Below are 19,665 nucleotides of genomic sequence, written 5' to 3' on the forward strand. Positions count from 1 at the left end.
ATGGAAGAACAAGTCATGAATTTGAGTGTTCACCCTCAAATCCTAGACTTATATACAGTATTAGAGCAAAATGGTTTAAGCAAACAGAAAGAGGAAATACAGTCCCTAGTAAGCTATATTGAAAATATGGAAAACAAATTGTCCGAGATGTCAGAGGAAATCGAAAATATGCACAAGGCACTAGAACGAATGAATGATCGAAAATTCCGCAATAAATGTCAGAACATTATTTCAAGCATTGAGGAAAAAATTCAACAGGCTAGGACAATGATCTCTGTTACCAAAGTCAAGCTGGTTAATTTTGCGGATAATGCTGTAAAAACATTTCGAGAAAAAGGACATTCAACACTGTTACAGATGATGAATGCCCTAAAAGTTCCTGAATTGCTTTCTCATATGCGAGATGGCTTTGCCCATGCCTCTGATTCAATGTTTCAACATGCCGAACATTTAAAGTCAGCACAACAGGAACTGCATGAGATTGGTGCACATTTTAAAAATTTCATGCGGTATTTAGTAGGAAAACCGGCGGCAAGTGAGAAATTGAGAAATGACGCAGGTGCCGGAGCAGATTTAATTTATGCCACTGAGTCGTGTGGACATATATTTTTTAATATGAAATGCAAAACTGATGACTTCATAAATAAGATTTGTAAGGATACAAAAACAGAAGAAAAAGTATCAGTAAAAGGAGAATTAAACAATATTAAAAAGACATTTTCAGAAAAAGTGCGCTCACCTATCCAGAAAGAACAGGTGCGGTAGAAAGGAGAAAAACAAATGGGAAAAAGGCTTATAATAATAGGGGCGGCAATTTTTGCCGCCCTTTTTCTGTTTTCCAGTATTATGTTGTTTAGTGAATATCAGGATCAGAAACAAAGTGCCAGAGTATTCAAACAGGTTACAGAGCTTGTAGAAAAAGATTTTACAGAATCAGAGCAAAAAAAATCACCATTTGAGAAATATGCCGCAGTTTATGAAAAAAATCACGACTTGATTGGTTGGATCACCATTGAAGGAACACGGATTGATTATCCTGTTATGCAGACAAAGGAAAAACCTAATTTTTACTTAAAGCACGCCTTTGATAAATCCTATAGCAGATATGGGGTGCCCTACATAGCGGAGAACTGTGATATAGACGTTTCCGACAATATTGTGATTTACGGACACCATATGAATAACGGCTCTATGTTTTCTGATTTATGCAGATACGCAGATGAAGATTTTTATAAGGCGCATAGAACAATTCGCTTTGATACGCTCGGCAGTTTTGGAGAATATGAGATCATCTCTGTTTTTAAAACTACGGTTTACTCAGAACAGGGATTTTCTTATTATCATTTTGTTAATGCAGGCAGTGAATCTACTTTTAATGAATATGTTTCAAAATGCACAGAACTTTCTTTGTACAATACCGGCGCGACTGCTAAATATGGAGATAAATTGATTACTTTGTCTACCTGTGAATATAGCCGAACAAACGGGAGAATGGTCGTTGTCGCAAAAAAGATATGTTCTGATTCAAAAGGGAGGAAACAGAATGAAACCTAAAAAGCATGTAGCTATGCTATCTGGAGGAAAAGATTCAACAGCAATGTTATTACGTATGTTAGAGGAAAGTTGTCCTGTAGACTTAATTTTGTTTTGTGACACTGGCTTGGAGTTTCCACAGATGTATGAGCATTTGAGGAAACTAGAGAAGTATATCAATCAGAAAATTACATGGCTGAAAGCACCCCGTAATTTTGAATACTATTTTTTTGAATATCACCCGCAACGTAAAAATCCGGTATTAGAACAATATGCTGGCATGAGCTGGCCCAGCCCGCGCAATCGCTGGTGTACTGGTATGTTAAAAATTCGTATAACATCTGCTTATCTGCGGGATTTACGAAAACAGTATGAACTGGTTGAATATATCGGTATTGCCGCCGATGAGAGAAAACGAATTAGAAATAAATGCTACCCGCTTGTGGAATGGAACATGACGGAGAAAGACTGCCTTGACTACTGTTACGAAAAAGGGTTTGATTGGGGCGGCTTGTACAAGCTGTTTCATCGTGTTTCTTGTTGGTGCTGTCCGCTTCAAGGATTAGACGAACTTAGACAGCTTTATTTTAATTTTCCCCCTTTGTGGAATCAACTTCAAAAATGGGATAATACCACATGGCGGCAATTCCGAAAGGATTATTCCGTTAAGGAGTTAGCCTGGAGGTTTGAATTTGAAAAAGAATGGCAGGAACAGGGTGGAACACTTTGCGGTAAACTTTTTTTCACAACATTGAAACAAGAACTGGAAAGGCGGAAGGCGATGATATAAATGCCAAATATAAAAATTAAAAATGTTGCGAAGGGTACAATAAAAACGATTGATAAAACAGCCATTATTTCTGGTCGTATGAAAAATTCTTTTGTCCGTACTAAAGATAAAGCCGAGGAGGAATTGCTTCCCGATGATAACTCTCCAGTGGAATACGCTGTTAATCGTGTGTCTAATGCAGCAGATAAAGGAGCGCACAAATCGGCACATGTTGCTGCCGGGTTAGGAAAATATGGGGTCAAAGGCACAAAAGCTGGATTTTCTAAATTAAAAAGGAATTTACAAGATCAATCGACTCGGCAAGTCAAGAAACAGGTGCGACAGTTAATTGATAAATCAAGAACTAGCATTAAAACGATAGATCGTGGAAATAAAACAGTTAAAAGTACCGTCAAAGGCACGGTAAAGACTGCACAGAAAACAATAAAAACAGCAGAACATACTGCGAAAGCAAGTGTTAAAACGGCAAAACAGGCAGCAAAGGTCGCACAAAAAACAGCACAGGCCACAGCACGAGCGGCGAAAATGGCGGCACAAGCAGCACGGGCTACGGCAAAAGCAACTATTACAGCACTGAAAGCGGCAATCAAAGCGATTATGTTGGCAGCAAAGGCAATTATAGCCGCAACAAAAGCATTGATTGCCGCTATTGCTGCGGGAGGCTGGGTTGCTGTAATCATCATCTTAGTTATCTGTTTGATTGCCTTAATTATTGGTTCCTGCTATGGCATATTCTTTTCTGGCGAAGATACAGGAAATGGAATGACCGTGCAGACAGCAGTACAGGAAATCAATAGTGATTATCAGGAAAGACTAGAAGAAATAAAGAGTGCAAACAGTTATGACATACTGGAAATGTCAGGTTCGCGAGCGGTTTGGAAAGAAGTGCTGTCGGTATATGCTGTTAAAACTACTGGTGATCCTATGGGAGCACAAGAAGTTGCAACTATGGACGAAGAAAAGAAAAATCTTTTAAAAAATATCTTTTGGGAGATGAATCAGATTTCTTATGATACTGAGAGTAAAACGGAAACAGTTATTATAGAAAATGATGATGGTCATGGAAATATTCTTGAGGAAGAAATAATAGTAACAAGGGTATATTTGTATATATCAGTTAGCCATAAGACAGTTGACGAAATGGCAGAAAAATATAACTTTAACAGTACACAAAGGGGGCAGCTTCGTCAACTGCTTATGGAAGAAAACGATCCCTTATGGTCGCAGGTGCTTTATGGAATAGGAAATAATGATATTGTAGCAGTTGCTTTATCGCAGGTAGGAAATATAGGGGGAGAGCCTTATTGGTCGTGGTATGGTTTTAGTAACAGAGTAGAATGGTGTGCCTGTTTTGTATCTTGGTGCGCTGATCAGTGTGGATATATTGAAAGCGGTGTACTTCCTAAATTTTCTGGGTGTACTTCTCAGGGAGTGCCTTGGTTTAAAGAGCGGGGACAATGGCAGGACAACACTTATATACCAAACCCCGGTGATATAATTTTCTTTAATTGGGACGGAGATAGCTTGATCGACCATGTAGGAATCGTAGAGAAAGTAGAGAACGGAAAAATTTACACGATTGAAGGAAATTCTAATGATAGTTGTGTGCAAAACAGTTATCCGTTAGGATATTCTAAGATTTATGGATTTGGAATACCTCTATATTAAGTAGATATAAATAAAGGTCGGAAAACTTTGGCTTTCCGACCTTTATTTATTACCTTGATTATTTTCTTGAAAAGTAGTAATTACTTTTATAATTGTTTCAAGCTGATTAGGCTTTAAAGTTTTTAAGGCTTTTGTTATTTCCTGAATTTGATGTGGGGCTGGATTATCCATAGCGAAAAATTCTTCTGGTGTAATTTTAAGGTAATCACAGATATAAAAGAAGTTTTCCATAGTAGGAAAATTTTTATTGTTTTCGATGTGGTTTATATAACTTGCATTTTGTCCAATATCTAAACTCATTTTTCTTGCAGATATTTTTTTCAAATCGCGGAGTTGCTGCAACCTATCTCCAAAAAAATTTTCATAATCAATCATAGAACATACACCTCATACTACCTTTTATTATAGGCCATGAGTATATGTAAAATGTGGCTGTTATCGCTATATATTTATTGACTTATAGCTAATAACCCAATATAATAATATTAAAAAATGTCGTATTTTTAGCATACGACATTTTAAGTTATTTTTTATTCGCTTGAAAAAATTGATATATGATTTTTTCTAAGATGTCAAGTTGCTCATTATTGAGTTTTCCAATCATTTTACTTAATTCATCTGATTTTTCAGGATTTACTTTATCAATACAGAAAAATTCTTCTGGAGTAATATTTAGATATTGGCAAATATAAAAGAAACTTTGCATGGTAGGAAAGTTCTTTTTATTTTCGATTTGATTTATATAGTTTATATTTTGTCCTAATGATACGCTCATTTCTCTTGCGGAGATATTTTTTTGATCGCGAAGTTGTTGAAGTCTCTTTACAAAAAAATCTTCGTAGTCAAAATCTATATTAAACATATAATAACACTCCCATACTTGTTATTATATGGAATTACTGTACATAATACGAAATATCAAATCTTTTGATATTTTAAAAAGAAAAGAAAAAATCTTTTTTGTTTTGTAAACTGTGAAGGAATAGCTATGGAACCAAAAAATTTAGCTAAAGATTGTATAGAGGGTTTGCTGTACCCTTGGTATGTACATTATGAAGAATACTTAGGTGCAGCAGAATATCTTGCAGGTAAAATGAATCTTATAAAGGTTTTTTCGCCATTTACTGATGAAGTAGTTGAATCATGTGTAGAAAAGCATGATAAATATGATTTAACGCTATTTACTATTCTATATGAAGATTTCATAGAATATCTGTCATATAAAATAGGGTCTGTTTTTTGTGTTGCAGATGAACTCAATCTGGATATTTTACAAGCCCAAAGAAAAATTTTTAATAATACTATAATAATACAAAGTAAAATAGGTGATATTCCTATGCTTGCTAATTTGAAAAAGATGATGTCAAAATTAGAATGGCATAGTTTTTGCAAGTGGTATGAATATTCTCTATGGGCAGCAATATTACGATGGCCGATATATTTTTTACTAGGTTATTATGAATATGCAGATCAAAGATTTTGTAAATCAGATGATTTTTTTAAAAAAGAGGTCTTAACTCAGAGAATTGAAAAACAAATACAGATATACTATCAATCTTTCAATTTATTGTAGGTACTAAAAGAAAAAAGTGAAAGGCGTAATCGCCTTTCACTTTAGACATTTTTGGATTTAAAATCTTTCCACTGTGTTGTTACATGAAGTTCTACGTTATTACCGATTGCTTTAAAATGTTGTTTGCCACAATAGATTTTGAGATTTTCGCGCCCCCTTAAATCCAGTTCATTAGTATTTCCCTTAGTTTCAAGAATAAAATATAATTTTTTAATCCCGTCAATATCAACGTAGACGGCCCAATCCGGGTTATAGCTGCCGATAGGGGTATCGACTTTAAAGCGGGAGGGAAGTTTGAAGAACATCTTAACGTCTGGATCATCATCAAGATCGAGAGCAAACCTATTTTCTACTGTGCTGTCATACATAACATAGTCGTACACGCTATGCTCAACAGCTACAGCGTTCCGATCAAGATTTGCAATCAATTCCGCACTGTCGAAAATCTCCTGTACATAATACTCTGCGCCGTACAGCTTCTTATAACTGATACCATCTATCGCCAATGAATAACAGGCATTACGGATTATTTCAGTAGCTCGTTCAATAAAGAGTTGAGGGTCGTTTAAAAAGTCTTTTAATCGACCGCTTTGCTTCAGTATTTTCGCAATCACGCTGCGGCTCGCTAATGTTTGGCTGTCAAGAATAGCAAGGATATTTGGTAATGATGAATAGCTGTCTGAAAGATCAGCAGTTTTAATGCCGCGTTCTGTATAAGTAACACCCGGTTGGTCGATTTGAATATCAGCAGTCTGTGTAACAATATGTGCTTTGTGTATTGACTCCATGTTTTGCAGGGCGGCAACACTCCGGCGTATCAATTCTTTTTCATCAATCTTTACTCGATAAGTTGTTTTTTGCTTAATTTTATCCCAAAGTTCCAAAAACTCCGGGGAAAGAGTAATTTCTTTTTTCAATCGTACTGTTACATCACGGGAAGCGTCGCGGATCGGAGGCCGGGTATCAGCACGTCGAATGATAGAAACAAGTTGATTTCTTGCGCTTTCAAAACGAGATGGAAGTTCCAGCGTACCGGATTGTATAGCTGATTTCATATTGTCTTTAATTTTTCCTGATTTTGTGATGTATCCTTTTTCTTCAAAATGGTTCATTAGCTGTTGTGCATCCTCATAAGAAATCTCTTTTTCAACAGTTACTGTTTTTTGAACAGTTAATTTAGAAACAGCTTCTGGAGTGATTTCACCATTGCGGGTAATGATTTCAACAGCTTTTTCTTTTACGGCTTCTAATTCTTTTGGCAATTCAGGTACGTCTTTAGACATAGATGATTCAGCTTTTATAAAGCCTTTGTCCGCAAGATGGGAAAGAAGAATAGCCGTTTGATTTTCCGTTAAAGATTTTTCCTCGGTTGTTGTTTCCTCAAAAATCATTCCGTTGAACAATTCAAGTCCCAAAATACCAAACTTTATGCCGGTTTCATTTTCGATTTCTTTTTGTAAAGTATCGGCAAATTCTGCAAAGCTTTCATTTGCCATAACATGAAGAATATTGATATTTCGATCTTCGATTCGTTCTCCGTTCTGATCCACACAAAGACGCAAGCCGCGACCGATTTTTTGACGGGCAGTTAATGTGCTTTTCTGTTCGATAAGCGTACAAATCTGAAAGACATTAGGATTGTCCCAGCCCTCTTTTAATGCGGAGTGAGAAAAGACAAAACGTAAAGGACAATCAAAGGATAATAGCCATTCCTTATCTTTCATTATGGTGTTATAGGTGTTGTAATCGTCCAGCGTGTCACCTTTGGTATTTTTATAATTCCCCTTTTTATCTTGTGAGAAATATCCATCGTGGACGTGATCGGCACCAGCAGGAAAATAATTTTGTAAAACTTTATATTTGGGTAGGGCAATCAATTCAGCGTAAAGCTCCTCAAACATTTGGGCATAAATCCCTTTGCCGCCCTCTGCATTACGATATTTTTTAACTTCGTCGATGAAAAACAGGGACAAAACTTTGATTCCTTTTTTAGTGTAACGCAGTTCTTTGTCAAGATGGGTTTCGATAGTTCGGCGTATCTGCATACGCTTTACAAGATTTTCGTCAATATCGCCTATTGCACGGTGAAGCGGAATAACCTCGGTATTAGACAGTTCGATTTGTTCCATACCGGGAGTACAGTCAATGCCGGAAATTGCGTAATCTTCATAAATTTCCCGGTTGCCAGATAGGGCAAACAGATCGGCACCCGGCTTGACCGTGATTGCTTTACGAGCTACTTTTCCGTCTTTGTCCTCAACGTCTATTTCTATACGGGCGCGAAAACCATTAGCATTAGAAACTGATAGCAATTTAATGTATGGTTTATTAAAACCACTCGTAGCTTGATTGCTGGAAACACATATTTGTTTTACTAGCCCCATTTGATAAGCGTCTACAGGAGTAAGGCGATAAAGAAGATTTACTTTTTCACGGTGGGTTGCCGAATAGCGGAATATGCAGAGGGGATTGAGAGAAGCAATCGCCTCTTTAGCCTTTTGAGTGTTGTCTACGCTTTGTGGTTCATCAATGATAACAATAGGATTGGTGTCTTGGATAAAACGGATCGCAGCTTCTCCGTTTAATCTGTCTTGCTGTTGGTTAATCACGTTTTCCGCTTTTCTGAAAGCATCAATATTGATAATCATGATTTCAATATTAGTGCTGGTAGCAAACTGCCGCACATCGGACAGTTTGGAACTGTTATAAATAAAATAGCGGCAAGGGGTGTTGTCATAGAGTGCGGAAAAATGTTCCTGTGTTGTTTGCAGAGATTTGTAAACCCCTTCCCGAATCGCAATGCTTGGAACAACAATAATAAATTTTGTGAATCCATATTGGCGGTTTAGTTCATAAACCGTTTTGGTATAAACGTAAGTTTTGCCGGTTCCAGTTTCCATTTCAAGGGAAAACTGCCGTCCTTGCAAATCCTCAGTTTGCGGCAAAAGATTATTCTTTTGAACGGCCCGCATATTTGTAAGCATATTTTTATCAGTTATATGGAGGGCATTTGCAATGCCTGTTTCATTAAAAAAGAATGTTTGTCCGCCGCTTTGCTCCATGCTAAAAGTGGAAGTTTGCCGTTGCTGTCCGTCAAAAAGAGCGCATACAGCGTTTACCGCTTCAGTCTGAAATTCCTGTTGTTTAAATTTTAACTTCAATAGATAGACCCCCTAAAAGAAGTCGATTTTTTTATTCCTGATTCCCATAGAAGAAATCGAATAGCCAGCCATATTTTTCATAGTTTAAATAGGCTTCGCTGTTGTCCGGGCAGTATGTCCCATCAGCCGAATTGATGGCATCTATTTCAAATTGGATTGCCATTTCTTTTATTTCGTTGATTTGTTCTTGTGTAGCATGAATCTCGATCGTACAGGGGATTTCATGTACAAATCCCAAATCACGCAATGCAGGATCGGAAGCTAGAAGCTCAACTGTTGCCTGCGGATAAATTTCAGCCAGACACTTTGTTAGCCGTTGAAAGGTTGGCATATCGGTTTCTACTTTCATAAATCTATTCCTTGCTTATTCCGAAAGATTAAAAAGCATTTCCCTTATATTGAAACTCATAGTGATTATCTTGCTCATCATCATAATCATATTCACATTCATCATAGGAAAAACGGTCTATGAGTTCCTTGTCCTGCACGTCAAAGCAAGTGACTTCACAAATAATTTTAGATTGTGTCGAAAAACACACTTCGATTAAAAAATATTCTCCTACCCGATCATAGATCCGCGCCGCCGACATTGTACCGTTCGCTTTGGTGCTTGCACTGTTGGCAATATATCCAATCGTATAACCACCTTGTATCAACACTTTGATTGCTTCGCTGTCATAAGCATTATCCGGTTCCTTACAACATAAAAAGGTAGCGCCAATCGAGAAAGGGTCCCGGTCTTTATAATGATTGAATCCGGTTATCGTTACAAATGTTCCTTTTAACATAAAATAGCCTCTTTTATATCGTTTTTAGCTCAATGTTTTGGTTTTCCAACAGATAATATGCGTTTGCTTTTGCGCTGCTATCGGCTAGGCTGTGGCTTGCCAACACAATTTTTTTCGGCTGATATGCCGCCATTTGCTCCACATGTTCGGCTGTTACACCCGGCTGCAAGCAGATCAGCATTTCGTTATTTTCAACGGTGTAAACGGTCAACCCGTTCAGATCAAAGGCGGAAAGATCGGAGGTGAGGGGATACCCCATCTTTAGCAGGATTTCAAAGACAAGCTCATCATTGCTCCGGTCTGGCTTCAGCCCGTCAAGATGTCCGTCGATCCGGTCGAATAATGTTGCTATATCCTCATTATCAATGAGGGAATCGTCCCATATTTTCAGATTGGAGCTATCCAGCTTGAACACCTTAAATCCTACGTCTGGCAATGGCTTTGGCTCCTCGCCTAATTTTAATTGGCTATTTGCCTGCTTTGCTTCTTCCAGAATCTTTGCACCAGCACGCCGGATTCGTTCCTTGCCGATCTCACAGATATTTTTATATCCAGCCTTAAACGCTTCGCTCTTTTCATCGCACACTTCGGGAAGCTGTACCATAATATACCGGCGGTTTCCGCCGTCCTCGGCGTTTAGCTGCATGACGGCATGGGCGGTTGTCGCGCTGCCGCTGAAAAAGTCAAGGATTATGTCGCAATCATCTTTTACAGTAACATATTCTACAAGTTTTTTAATATCATCAATGCTTTTGGGATTTTCAAAAACCCGCCTATTATCGAATATGGCATTAAACGTTTGGGACGCTGTTTGTGCATAACTAAAATGCACACTACGCATAACCTCTTTATCTGCTTCAAAAAGATTAGTCCTTATGCGTGGTGTAGTCGTTTCGTCTTGTCCAAATACAACTCGCCCGCGATCAATTTCTTCTTTCATTCTCTGCGGATTTGGGTAAATCCAACCTCTCGACGGTACTTTACAAGGTTTATGAGTAACAGGGTGCATAACGTCATATCGCGGCCCACCACCACCGGGCCAACTAATATTTCCATCATCACGATATGGGCCTTTTTCGTCAACCCTTGTAAAACGCGCCAATGATTTACGCGGGTCGTCCTTATCCCATGAACTATATAACAATTTCAAGCCCTCGTTTACTTTTCCCCAGTCGTCATCATATAGTTTTCTCAATCGTTCAAACTCGGCCTTAACTTCTTCTATGCCCTCTTTTGTCATTCTCAAAACAGTGCCGCGTTCATTCATTGTCGCTGTACTTTTGAAATAGACAAGCATATATTCATGTCCAATAGAAAAATATTTTGCGTCATTTTTTCTATTCTTGTCGTATACAAGGCAAGCTATGAAGTTTTCTTCCCCGAATACTTCATTACATAGCTTTTTGAGATTATCCAATTCTACATCGTCAATGGAGACGAAGATAACCCCATCGTCCCGTAAAAGATTCGCGGCAAGCCGCAGGCGAGGGTACATCATATTCAACCAGTTGGTGTGATACCGCCCCATGGTTTCAGGGTTGCTTTTGGTCGTCTGCTCGGTTACTTCCTTGTACCGTGCCAGAGGATCAGCGAAATTGTCTGCATAAACAAAATCATTCCCGGTATTGTAGGGAGGGTCTATGTAAATCATTTTGACTTTTCGGAAGTAGGATTTTTGCAGAAGCTTTAAAACCTCTAAATTATCACCCTCTATATAGAGATTCTGTGTTGTGTCAAAGTCAACGCTTTCAGCAGGACAAGGGCGCAATGTGGACGTGCTCCGTTTTTGGGCTAGGCGCAGACAATCGCTTTTTCCTTTCCATTTAAACTCATATTTTTCTAATCATCGTTGATATATTCCCCGCACAGGGAAAGCAGCTTGTCAATATCCAGCTTGCCCTCTATAAAGCATTCCGGGAACACCGACTGCAATTTTTCTTTATTCATTTTTTCCAAGTCCAAAGAAAGACCGTCTAATTTATCTGTCATATCTGTACCCCCATTCATTGACTTTATTTTACCATAAATGGCGAAATTCTGCCACTTAAATAAAAAATCCTATAGCCTTACGGCTATAGGATTGGAAGTTATTTTTCCATATGGGCAACCATTTTAAATATATGATTTAGAAAGTCTGATACAGCCTGGAACTGTTCAGGCGGTAAACGTTCTAGTTTTTCAGCGATATATGCAACATCGTTCAGTTCCTTGTCACCAAATAGAATGGTGTCACTAGATATGGATAACTTCTCACAGATTCTTTTTAGAGTAGACACAGTAATACCGGAAATACCCCGTTCTATTGCTGATACATTTTTTGTACCTAAAGAAACGAGTTCACCAAATTGTTGCTGAGTGAGTCCGGCACGTTCTCTGGCTATTCGTATTTCATTGCCGATCTGGAGATTGATTTCTTTTTTGTTATTCATCTTTTCACCGTTATTGACTTTCCTAGTTTGTTTTCCAAAGTATGTTGGAGATTCCTAACCTTACTATTATTTTAAGTAATAGTAAAATTGACATAAACCCTATGACACTACTATAATTTGTAATACTAAAAATATGATAAGAAAAATATAGTGCAAGAAAGATAGAAAATCAGAAAAGAGGGGGAGCCTTTTGGATAGAAGAACTGCCGTTGCAAAAAAATTAAGGATATTGAGAGAGAATAGTAATTTTAGTCAAGCGGATATTGCTGCAATGCTGGGAATGGATAGGTCAACATATGCCTATTATGAAACAGGAAAAACAGAGCCTTCATTAAAAACAATAGTTAAATTGGCTGAATTATATAAGGTTTCCACGGACATGATATTAGGAAGAAAACAAAAAGTAATTAACAAGCCTTTAGAACGCAGAGTTTTAAAAATTTATGAAATTGAAAATACAGTAAAAAAGCGCACTTGATTGTACTAACCAAGTGCACTTTTTATTTATCAAGATTAGCGATTAACTCAAAAATATGATTTAGACAATTTGAAACGACAGTAAACTGTTCTGGTGATAGACGTTCTAGTTTTTCAGAAATGTATTCGACATTATTTAATTCTCGATCATGAAAAAGAATTTCATCACTGGATATAGACAGTTTTTCACAAATACGTTTTAGAGTAGCTACAGTAATACCGGAAACACCACGTTCTATATCAGATACATTTTTTACACCAAGAGAAACGAGATCGCCAAATTGTTGTTGAGTAAGTCCGGCACGCTCTCTGGCTATTCGTATTTTATTTCCGATTAGGATATTGATTTCTTTTTTATTTTTCATTATTCCACCACTTTAAATACTATATACAATGAGTTTATGATTTTATACCGGTTATTACTATTATTGTAAGTAATAGTATTGTTGACATAAACCCTTTAATACAGTTATAATTAGTAATAGTAATATAGTGATAAAGGGGTGTGATCCGATTACTTGGGAACCACTTAAAAGATTAGAATAATTATAGAGAGGAGTTTTAAAAATGGCAATTATACGTCTAGTTGACAATTTAGGAAGAGTTGTATTACCAAATGAACTAATGCCAAAGGTAGGGTTAGAAAAGGGTGATGAAGTAACGATAGAAGTATATGATAATAGCTTTTTGATTTCCCCTGTAAAACCTCATTGTTGCATTTGCGGAAAAAAGAATCCATCTGATCGTTTACTTAGGTTAGGAGAAAAATATATCTGCATAGAATGTAGAGATGAATTGAAAAATTTATAATGTAACACAGTGAGAATATACAAATTTTTTGAAATTTTGTAGAAATTCTAAAAAGTTTTATGTAATTATTGATGTTTTTACAAAAATAGGGAAATTCGATTTTTTTCGCTTGCAAAGAATATCCTTTTGTGATAAGAAGAAACAAAAAGAAGTATTTTATATTGCAAAAGGAATAAAAATATGAAACTATATGTTGGACTTTTAAGAAAAATATATATGCCGCCTAGTGTTATGACCCGGATTGAGTCGTTAAACTCAATCCGGGTCATGTTGTTATTAGAGGCGAAATTTGCAGAGAATAGGGCGATTTTACAATATCCTGATGTTTGGTATCACATAATGTCAAATATTAAAAGAAATATAGAAAGAATGGTGAAAGTTATGAACTACAAAATAAAATGACAGTTATTGCGCTCCTATAGGCGATGACATATGCCACCCCTATAAATGGGGTGGCATATGTCATCAAGGGGGCTTTTACATGGTGCGATTTCACCGTGGCCTATCACTGTCCGAATTATTAAAATTCGGACAGGCCGTAAGGAGATAACTCAATCTTTCTGTAGAAAACCTCAGTGCCGTGGCCCGCCTTCAATCAATCTGAATCAAAAAATCTCAGATTGATTGGAGGAAAATAAAAATGGCATATAATAAAGCCAGAGCCGAAAAGGAATGGCTCAAATGGAAAACGGCAGAAGAAAAAAAGCTAAGAGAACTTGGTGTTGACGAGGACACGATTCAGCGTCTACATATCTATGATTGGACACAGTTTAATCGGGAACGGCGGTATTTTCAAAGGCAAGTAGAGTGGACTCCCTATATAGATCAGATGTCGGCTCAAGAACTAGAAATACCTGTAAACGATATAGAATCCCTCTTAAACAGTATTGAGAATAGCAAGCTGTTAAGTGTTCTAATTAAAGCGGACAGCCTTACCCTACAAATTGTCTTGTATAAATTGCAAGGGTTTACAAGTGCGGAGATCGCTCGCAAAATGGGTATGAAAGAAAATACTGTTAATCAACGTATTGCTCGGCTAAAAAAGAAATTATAAATTTTTTGATTTGGGTGTCACTTTTTACCTCTTTTCATGGGCTATATAGTGAACGGGCTAAAATCCTGTTCGATTTGCAGCTTGAAAAGAGAATACCCATTCATCAAGTACATTCCCATTGCCATTGTGATGAGCATGAGCCGTATAGCTATTGCGCCAAGATATAATAGAAAATTTCGTTATGGAGCGAGAAACAGTTAGCTATAAATGAGAGGTAGTTACTTTCATGGCGATAACCGACAATGGGGATAATGATACTCCTGTCCGGTCATAAAGTCGAGCGTGATAAGACCGTCGTAACAAGTGAGGGCAGCCAGCAGAGAACCTGCTGGGGGTGAAATTCCCGTGGAGCTGGGAAACTACCAGCCGCTTGATGACTTCCCATAGCAGTTCGGGGTGTCGAGGACAAATAGGATTGCTTTTATATACAGAATCAGACAGCAGAACGGGTCAAAGAAAATAAGGATTTTGTTTTATATCTTTTCGACCTAGAAAATGTTTTGCTGTCTGATTTTTTACATAGCGAAAATAATTGTTTTGACATTAGAATAGGAGGAAAAGTCATGAATCCAGTATGTCAGCGAGGGGATATATATTATGCCAATCTCGGATCAGGCATAGGGTCTGAACAAGTAGGTAGCCGACCAGTAGTTATTATCCAAAATAATATAGGAAATCAGTATAGTCCCACTGTTATTATTGCATCTATTTCCAGTAAAATCGACGCAAAGGCAAAACTTCCCGTTCATTATTCTATCGGAACAGAATGTGGATTGGAATTGCCTTCTATTATACTCTTAGAGCAAATACGCACGATAGACAAACAGAGATTGGCTTTTTATATTGGACGTTTAAATAATCAGCAGATTGAAAGACTGGATTATTTAACTTCCATTAGCTTGGGGCTGCTTGAACCGCCTAAAAAGAATTTGGTAATGTGCCTTTGCCCGAATTGTGCAGACAATTTCTATTTGTCATATGTTTTGAAAAAAGTAAATCCGAAACAAAAGGAAAAAGACATATGTACTTATTGCGGATACCGTCGAGGGATAGATTATGAAATTATTTCTAAAAGGGGAAGGGAGAACAGTTATAAATGTTAAATGAAAAAAATGAAATAGGGAGACAGTTTAAAATATGTGTTGGAGAATCCTTAGTGACAGTCTATTTCAGTCAGGAAGAATCAGAAGATATAAAGCGTAAGATAAGAGATATTTTGACATCTGCTTATGAGCAACGATTACAAAATGTTTTTTCTCCTACAGAATTAACAGATAAATTAGAATATACGAATTGAACGTGTCTTTATCGCACATTTGCCTTGTGCTTACATTATAATATATAATGTAAGCACAAGGATAAAACACCTTGATTGGACTTTTGATAATTGAATAGTAAAGAACACGATTCCGTATATTGTAATATACGGGAGGAAGTAAATTGAAACGGGTTTATTGTCTTTATAGAGTATCTACAAAGAAACAGGTTGATAAAAATGAAAATGATATTCCAATGCAAAAAAATGCTTGCCATGATTTTGTTATTAGACAGAATGATTGGAGTATTTTAAAGGAATTTTCTGAAAAAGGTGTTTCTGGCTATAAGGTATCGGCACAGAATCGAGATGCCATACAAGAGCTTAAAGACGCGGCAGTAAAAAATGAATTTGATGTTTTGCTTGTGTTTATGTTTGATCGTATTGGTCGTATTGATGATGAAACACCCTTTGTAGTTGAGTGGTTTGTAAAACATGGAATAGAAGTCTGGAGTGTTCAGGAGGGACAACAGCGATTTGATAATCATGTTGACAAACTAATGAATTATCTGCGTTATTGGCAGGCTTCTGGTGAAAGTCAGAAAACTTCTATGCGTATTAAAAACAGCATGGAACAGATGGAGATAGCAGGTCTTTATACTGGCGGACCAGTCAAATTCGGCTATCGTTTAGTAGACAGCGGGTTAGTTAATAAAAAAGGGCAGCCTATTAAAAAATTGGAAATTGACCCAGCCGAAGAAGCGGTAATACATCTGATTGATGATATGACAGTACATAATGGATATGGTTCGTGGAGAATGGCGCAATATCTGAATGAACACGGATATAAAACACATACAGGGAAAGGATTTACAAGTATGAAAATTATTCGTATTTTAAGAGATTCTTATTACTGTGGGATACTTCCTGATGGGAGAACTTCTGAGGCATTGCAGAAACTCAGAATCCGTAGTGATGATATGGCTAAACAGATCGGGTTTATTTTGGATCAACGTAATATGAAGAATGAAGAGAAAAGACATGTTGCACGAAACACTAAAGGAAAAGCCTTACTTTCTGGAAATGTCTTTTGTGCTCATTGTGGCAGTCGGCTTGTAACAATTCGTTATACAGACAGATATATTCGTGCAGATGGGTCGGAATATTCCGTGGAACAAGCCAAATATGCCTGCTATCATAAAAGTCGAAAGTTATGTGAGTGCGATGGACAGACAACCTATCAAGCAGATCAGATTGATAAGATCATAACTCAGATTATCCGTAAATTGTTTAGTTGTATGACCGGAGCACCGGAAGAAGAAAAGCTGCAACTATTATTTAAACAGCAAATAGCCAGAAATCGTGCTGAACAGAAAAAAGCAACTCTTGAAATATCAAAGAGCAAAGACCAACTTGCTAAACTACAAATGGAAATTGGGAAATCGCTAACAGGAGATAGCGTTTATTCACCAGAGGATTTATCACAAGCAATTACAGTGTTAAAGGAAAAAATTTCAGCAGTAGAAAATAAATTGGTTAAACTTCAAGATGAAGAAGAAAACAAGAAATCCAGCGTTGATTTAATTACGTCAGCTTATAATCAATTCAAAAGCTGGGCAGATGAATTTGATACTGCAACTCTGGAACAGAAAAAAATGATTGCTTGTCAATTATTTAAACGTGTAGAAGTGGGTCGAGATTATAAAGTTTCAGTTGAGTTGAACATGACTTACAAACAGTTTTGTAATGAATGGGGAAATGAAGCAAGCATTTATATGGCAGTTTAACTTAACCTATTGAGAACTCTTGGCTAAGAATATCCACATAATGAAATTAAAAATCTTCCGACAGTTTTTCGGTTGTAAACGCAACAATGGTAGAGCATGCGGCTGTTAACCGCAGGGTCGTCTGTTCGAGCCAGACAGGGGGAGCCAAAAAAAGAAGCAGAGAAAAATCTCTGCTTCTTTTTTTACTTTCTTTTGCCTGGTACGGAAAGCCTGCCCTGTGTTTCAACAGTTGTCCGAACGGCAGCGGCTGTCGGAACAATGCGAGTGTAACGAGTATTTGTTCTTTTGCAGTAGTCGTCTGTTCGGCTTGGAGCTATCCGAACAGAGTGAGCTAAAAGAAAAGGACAGCACATTTGTGCTGTCCTTTTCTTTTGATTCTTGGAATGAATGGATATTCTGAGAGTTTCCAAAAGGAAATTCTCGAGTCTGTGAAGCGGAGATACAGGAACGAGAAATTATGGTAAAGCCAAACATTTTGCCCACTTTGTTTGTTCAGGAATAAAGATGAATAATATTTTCGGCGGCTTCCTTTTTTCGTATGCAGTTATCCATAGCATTTTTTTCTATGTAATGATGTGCTTCCGGTTCCGTCATCTTCAGTTTGCTGATAAGTAAGCATTTTGCACGGTTTACGATACGGATTTCTTCCATTCGTTCTTCAATAGAAGACGTTTTCTGTTCCATTTTTCTCAGGCGTTCTCTTGTGCTAGACATCCAACTGAGCGCCTGCAGTAGTAGATTTTTGCTTGTTGGCTTGGAAAGTGTAAATACCCCATGTTCTGCGACTTTATCATGCACCTCTGCGTGAACGTCAGAGCGAGAGAGGATAAGTACGACAGTTGTTTGTGATCGACAACAATCAATCGCGAAACGAGTGCCCGATTCATCCGGTAAAGGGGAGTTAATAATTACAAAATCAACTTCCCGTGCTGCAATATATCGCTTTGCTTCGCTGACATTGGTCGCTATATGTACTGGCTGATATCCGGAAGAAGGGAGCAGCTCTTTGACTGCCACATTGAACCTTTCTGATGCGGAGACGACAAGAACGCTGTAAACGCACTCTTTCAAGCTCATATAATAGTCTCTCCCTTCAAATTTATTTGATCATAATTTATTTGCTGCAATAAATGTCCAAAACAGCAGCGGGAACATATTCTGCAATAAACTTACTTTGTTTCGCAAGCAAACAAGCTTCAGCCAAAGAATCAGGAAGCTTCTGTAATGTAGAAATCAAATCCGCATTGGCTTTGAACAGGTTTTGATCCACTACCCTCGGCATATCAAGTTTGTTCTTAATTCCATATAGTCCGGCATAAATAATTAAAGCAAAGGCAAGATAGGGATTGGATGTCGGGTCGGGAGAACGCAGTTCTGCCCGACGATATTCACCGTGAGCTGCAGGTATACGGACAAGCTGGCTTCTGTTTTCGCTGGACCAGGAAATGTAACGAGGAGCTCTGTTGTGTCCGAAACGCAGGTAGGATTCCTCTGTCGGGTTTAGAAATGCTGTCATTTCCGATGCTTTTTCAAGAACCCCTGCGATCATGTGAGGCAGCTCATCGGTTCCATCTTTAGACTTAATTGACATATTGATATGAAAACCGTTGCCGGGATGATTTTTAAGCGGCTTAGGCGAAAAGTCAGCACAAAGCCCGTTGCGGCGAGCGACTGTTTTGACGATAGTTTGAAAGGTCAGAACATTGTCCGCGGCGGTAAGCGGGTCAGAATACCGGAAATCTATTTCGTTTTGTCCCGGTCCGCCTTCGTGATGAGAGCTTTCCGGGCGAATACCCATTTGCTCTAAAGTTAAACAGATTTCCCTACGGATGTTTTCTCCCCTGTCTTCAGGAGCGACATCCATATATCCCGCATCATCATAAGGGATTTTTGTAGGCTTGCCGTTTTGGTCAAGCTCAAAAAGATAGAATTCCTGCTCTGCACCGAAGTAGAAAGACACCCCTGCATCATCAGCGGCCTGCATTGCTTTCTTCAGTAAATAACGAGTATCGCATTCATAAGGTTTGCCGAAGGGATATGTGACATCACTGAACATCCTGACGACCTTACCATGCTCCGGACGCCAGGGAAGTACCATTAGAGTTTGGCTATCCGGCTTGAGGAACAAATCCGAATGTGTTTCATCTCCATATCCTTCGATAGAAGATGCATCGAAAGCGATGCCGTATTCAAAGGCTCGGTCCAGTTCCTCCGGCATAATAGATATATTTTTCTGTTTTCCGAACACATCGCAGAAAGCAAGTCTAATGAATTTTACATCATCCTCCTTGATATACTGCTTTACCTCGTCCTTTGAATACTTCATAAGATTACCTCTTT

22 protein-coding genes are annotated in these 19,665 nt (G+C 37.8%); 11 read left to right on the forward strand and 11 right to left on the reverse strand.

The genetic code is table 11. The annotated features are described in order from the left end of the window. Genes CIB36_RS02130 through CIB36_RS02145 form a run of 4 tightly spaced genes read left to right on the forward strand, consistent with a single transcriptional unit; the run spans position 1 to position 3,991 of the window. The gene (locus tag CIB36_RS02130; protein WP_093987979.1) at positions 1–765 is read left to right on the forward strand and encodes a DUF6674 family protein; all 765 of its coding nucleotides are present in this window, start codon (positions 1–3) and stop codon (positions 763–765) included. A gap of 15 nt (positions 766–780) precedes the next feature. Next, positions 781–1,554 (forward strand): class B sortase, encoded by a 774-nt coding sequence (gene srtB, locus CIB36_RS02135; protein WP_093987980.1) that lies wholly within the window; start codon positions 781–783, stop codon positions 1,552–1,554. Then, a complete protein-coding gene (locus tag CIB36_RS02140) occupies positions 1,544–2,323 on the forward strand; it encodes a phosphoadenosine phosphosulfate reductase domain-containing protein (RefSeq protein WP_093987981.1) in 780 nt (259 codons plus the stop codon). Before srtB ends, CIB36_RS02140 begins: the two co-directional genes overlap by 11 nt. Next, positions 2,324–3,991 carry a CHAP domain-containing protein gene (locus CIB36_RS02145; protein ID WP_093987982.1) on the forward strand — a complete coding sequence of 556 codons (1,668 nt, stop codon included), beginning with the start codon at positions 2,324–2,326 and terminating at the stop codon, positions 3,989–3,991. Positions 3,992–4,033: 42 nt separating this feature from the next. Here CIB36_RS02145 and CIB36_RS02150 read toward each other — a convergent pair whose 3' ends face one another. Together CIB36_RS02150 and CIB36_RS02155 are read right to left on the reverse strand one after the other, a co-directional pair. Continuing rightward, positions 4,034–4,366, reverse strand: a complete 333-nt coding sequence (locus CIB36_RS02150) for a helix-turn-helix domain-containing protein (protein ID WP_093987983.1) — start codon at positions 4,364–4,366, stop codon at positions 4,034–4,036. A gap of 148 nt (positions 4,367–4,514) precedes the next feature. After that, positions 4,515–4,853: a helix-turn-helix domain-containing protein gene (locus tag CIB36_RS02155; protein WP_093987984.1), complete on the reverse strand. Its 339-nt coding sequence runs from the start codon at positions 4,851–4,853 to the stop codon at positions 4,515–4,517. Positions 4,854–4,979: 126 nt separating this feature from the next. On the opposite strand from CIB36_RS02155, the gene CIB36_RS02160 reads away from it, so the two are divergent. Then, a complete protein-coding gene (locus CIB36_RS02160) occupies positions 4,980–5,564 on the forward strand; it encodes a hypothetical protein (RefSeq protein WP_093987985.1) in 585 nt (194 codons plus the stop codon). A gap of 41 nt (positions 5,565–5,605) precedes the next feature. Here the strand turns inward: CIB36_RS02160 and CIB36_RS02165 are convergent, their stop codons facing one another. The 6 genes from CIB36_RS02165 to CIB36_RS02185 all read right to left on the reverse strand — a co-directional run bounded on the left by CIB36_RS02165 (position 5,606) and on the right by CIB36_RS02185 (position 11,942). Beyond that, a complete protein-coding gene (locus CIB36_RS02165) occupies positions 5,606–8,725 on the reverse strand; it encodes a type III restriction-modification system endonuclease (protein ID WP_093987986.1) in 3,120 nt (1,039 codons plus the stop codon). A 31-nt stretch (positions 8,726–8,756) separates the two neighbouring features. Next, entirely contained in the window at positions 8,757–9,074 is a 318-nt protein-coding gene (locus CIB36_RS02170) for a hypothetical protein (protein ID WP_093987987.1), read from the reverse strand. 28 nt (positions 9,075–9,102) lie between these two features. Further along, positions 9,103–9,513 (reverse strand): HIRAN domain-containing protein, encoded by a 411-nt coding sequence (locus CIB36_RS02175; protein ID WP_093987988.1) that lies wholly within the window; start codon positions 9,511–9,513, stop codon positions 9,103–9,105. Positions 9,514–9,526: 13 nt separating this feature from the next. Next, on the reverse strand, positions 9,527–11,164 hold the full coding sequence (locus tag CIB36_RS02180) for a site-specific DNA-methyltransferase (protein WP_158662550.1): 1,638 nt from the start codon (positions 11,162–11,164) through the stop codon (positions 9,527–9,529). 188 nt (positions 11,165–11,352) lie between these two features. Continuing rightward, entirely contained in the window at positions 11,353–11,502 is a 150-nt protein-coding gene (locus tag CIB36_RS13395; RefSeq protein ID WP_203226421.1) for a hypothetical protein, read from the reverse strand. A 98-nt stretch (positions 11,503–11,600) separates the two neighbouring features. Beyond that, positions 11,601–11,942, reverse strand: a complete 342-nt coding sequence (locus CIB36_RS02185) for a helix-turn-helix domain-containing protein (RefSeq protein WP_093987990.1) — start codon at positions 11,940–11,942, stop codon at positions 11,601–11,603. 190 nt (positions 11,943–12,132) lie between these two features. Between CIB36_RS02185 and CIB36_RS02190 the strand changes: the two genes are divergently transcribed. Then, complete coding sequence (locus CIB36_RS02190; protein WP_093987991.1) at positions 12,133–12,420, forward strand: helix-turn-helix domain-containing protein; 288 nt, start codon at positions 12,133–12,135, stop codon at positions 12,418–12,420. A 22-nt stretch (positions 12,421–12,442) separates the two neighbouring features. Here the strand turns inward: CIB36_RS02190 and CIB36_RS02195 are convergent, their stop codons facing one another. Continuing rightward, positions 12,443–12,784: a helix-turn-helix domain-containing protein gene (locus tag CIB36_RS02195; RefSeq protein WP_093987992.1), complete on the reverse strand. Its 342-nt coding sequence runs from the start codon at positions 12,782–12,784 to the stop codon at positions 12,443–12,445. Positions 12,785–12,986: 202 nt separating this feature from the next. Between CIB36_RS02195 and CIB36_RS02200 the strand changes: the two genes are divergently transcribed. The 5 genes from CIB36_RS02200 (at position 12,987) to CIB36_RS02225 (ending at position 17,325) form a co-directional block, all read left to right on the forward strand. Beyond that, entirely contained in the window at positions 12,987–13,229 is a 243-nt protein-coding gene (locus CIB36_RS02200; protein ID WP_093987993.1) for an AbrB/MazE/SpoVT family DNA-binding domain-containing protein, read from the forward strand. Positions 13,230–13,869: 640 nt separating this feature from the next. Next, entirely contained in the window at positions 13,870–14,283 is a 414-nt protein-coding gene (locus CIB36_RS02210) for an RNA polymerase sigma factor (RefSeq protein ID WP_093987995.1), read from the forward strand. Positions 14,284–14,846: 563 nt separating this feature from the next. After that, a complete protein-coding gene (locus tag CIB36_RS02215; protein WP_093987996.1) occupies positions 14,847–15,386 on the forward strand; it encodes a type II toxin-antitoxin system PemK/MazF family toxin in 540 nt (179 codons plus the stop codon). Beyond that, positions 15,380–15,580, forward strand: a complete 201-nt coding sequence (locus tag CIB36_RS02220; protein WP_093987997.1) for a hypothetical protein — start codon at positions 15,380–15,382, stop codon at positions 15,578–15,580. The genes CIB36_RS02215 and CIB36_RS02220 overlap by 7 nt, the downstream gene beginning before the upstream one ends. A gap of 143 nt (positions 15,581–15,723) precedes the next feature. Further along, positions 15,724–17,325, forward strand: a complete 1,602-nt coding sequence (locus CIB36_RS02225) for a recombinase family protein (protein ID WP_093987998.1) — start codon at positions 15,724–15,726, stop codon at positions 17,323–17,325. A gap of 492 nt (positions 17,326–17,817) precedes the next feature. On the opposite strand, the gene CIB36_RS02235 is transcribed toward CIB36_RS02225, so the two are convergent. Together CIB36_RS02235 and CIB36_RS02240 are read right to left on the reverse strand one after the other, a co-directional pair. After that, a complete protein-coding gene (locus CIB36_RS02235) occupies positions 17,818–18,402 on the reverse strand; it encodes an ANTAR domain-containing response regulator (protein ID WP_093987999.1) in 585 nt (194 codons plus the stop codon). Between the two features lie 37 nt (positions 18,403–18,439). Further along, complete coding sequence (locus CIB36_RS02240) at positions 18,440–19,651, reverse strand: glutamine synthetase family protein (RefSeq protein ID WP_093988000.1); 1,212 nt, start codon at positions 19,649–19,651, stop codon at positions 18,440–18,442. Positions 19,652–19,665 lie beyond the last annotated feature (14 nt).

The organism is Massiliimalia timonensis (genome assembly GCF_900186585.1).
Lineage (GTDB): Bacteria > Bacillota > Clostridia > Oscillospirales > Ruminococcaceae > Massiliimalia > Massiliimalia timonensis.

Coding starts and splice junctions, on each gene's coding strand:
- CIB36_RS02130 (WP_093987979.1), top strand. CDS start 1: ATGGAAGAACAAGTCATGAATTTGAGTGTTCACCCTCAAATCCTAGAC.
- srtB (WP_093987980.1), top strand. CDS start 781: ATGGGAAAAAGGCTTATAATAATAGGGGCGGCAATTTTTGCCGCCCTT.
- CIB36_RS02140 (WP_093987981.1), top strand. CDS start 1,544: ATGAAACCTAAAAAGCATGTAGCTATGCTATCTGGAGGAAAAGATTCA.
- CIB36_RS02145 (WP_093987982.1), top strand. CDS start 2,324: ATGCCAAATATAAAAATTAAAAATGTTGCGAAGGGTACAATAAAAACG.
- CIB36_RS02150 (WP_093987983.1), bottom strand. CDS start 4,366: ATGATTGATTATGAAAATTTTTTTGGAGATAGGTTGCAGCAACTCCGC.
- CIB36_RS02155 (WP_093987984.1), bottom strand. CDS start 4,853: ATGTTTAATATAGATTTTGACTACGAAGATTTTTTTGTAAAGAGACTT.
- CIB36_RS02160 (WP_093987985.1), top strand. CDS start 4,980: ATGGAACCAAAAAATTTAGCTAAAGATTGTATAGAGGGTTTGCTGTAC.
- CIB36_RS02170 (WP_093987987.1), bottom strand. CDS start 9,074: ATGAAAGTAGAAACCGATATGCCAACCTTTCAACGGCTAACAAAGTGT.
- CIB36_RS02175 (WP_093987988.1), bottom strand. CDS start 9,513: ATGTTAAAAGGAACATTTGTAACGATAACCGGATTCAATCATTATAAA.
- CIB36_RS02180 (WP_158662550.1), bottom strand. CDS start 11,164: ATGATTTACATAGACCCTCCCTACAATACCGGGAATGATTTTGTTTAT.
- CIB36_RS13395 (WP_203226421.1), bottom strand. CDS start 11,502: ATGACAGATAAATTAGACGGTCTTTCTTTGGACTTGGAAAAAATGAAT.
- CIB36_RS02185 (WP_093987990.1), bottom strand. CDS start 11,942: ATGAATAACAAAAAAGAAATCAATCTCCAGATCGGCAATGAAATACGA.
- CIB36_RS02195 (WP_093987992.1), bottom strand. CDS start 12,784: ATGAAAAATAAAAAAGAAATCAATATCCTAATCGGAAATAAAATACGA.
- CIB36_RS02200 (WP_093987993.1), top strand. CDS start 12,987: ATGGCAATTATACGTCTAGTTGACAATTTAGGAAGAGTTGTATTACCA.
- CIB36_RS02210 (WP_093987995.1), top strand. CDS start 13,870: ATGGCATATAATAAAGCCAGAGCCGAAAAGGAATGGCTCAAATGGAAA.
- CIB36_RS02215 (WP_093987996.1), top strand. CDS start 14,847: ATGAATCCAGTATGTCAGCGAGGGGATATATATTATGCCAATCTCGGA.
- CIB36_RS02220 (WP_093987997.1), top strand. CDS start 15,380: ATGTTAAATGAAAAAAATGAAATAGGGAGACAGTTTAAAATATGTGTT.
- CIB36_RS02235 (WP_093987999.1), bottom strand. CDS start 18,402: ATGAGCTTGAAAGAGTGCGTTTACAGCGTTCTTGTCGTCTCCGCATCA.
- CIB36_RS02240 (WP_093988000.1), bottom strand. CDS start 19,651: ATGAAGTATTCAAAGGACGAGGTAAAGCAGTATATCAAGGAGGATGAT.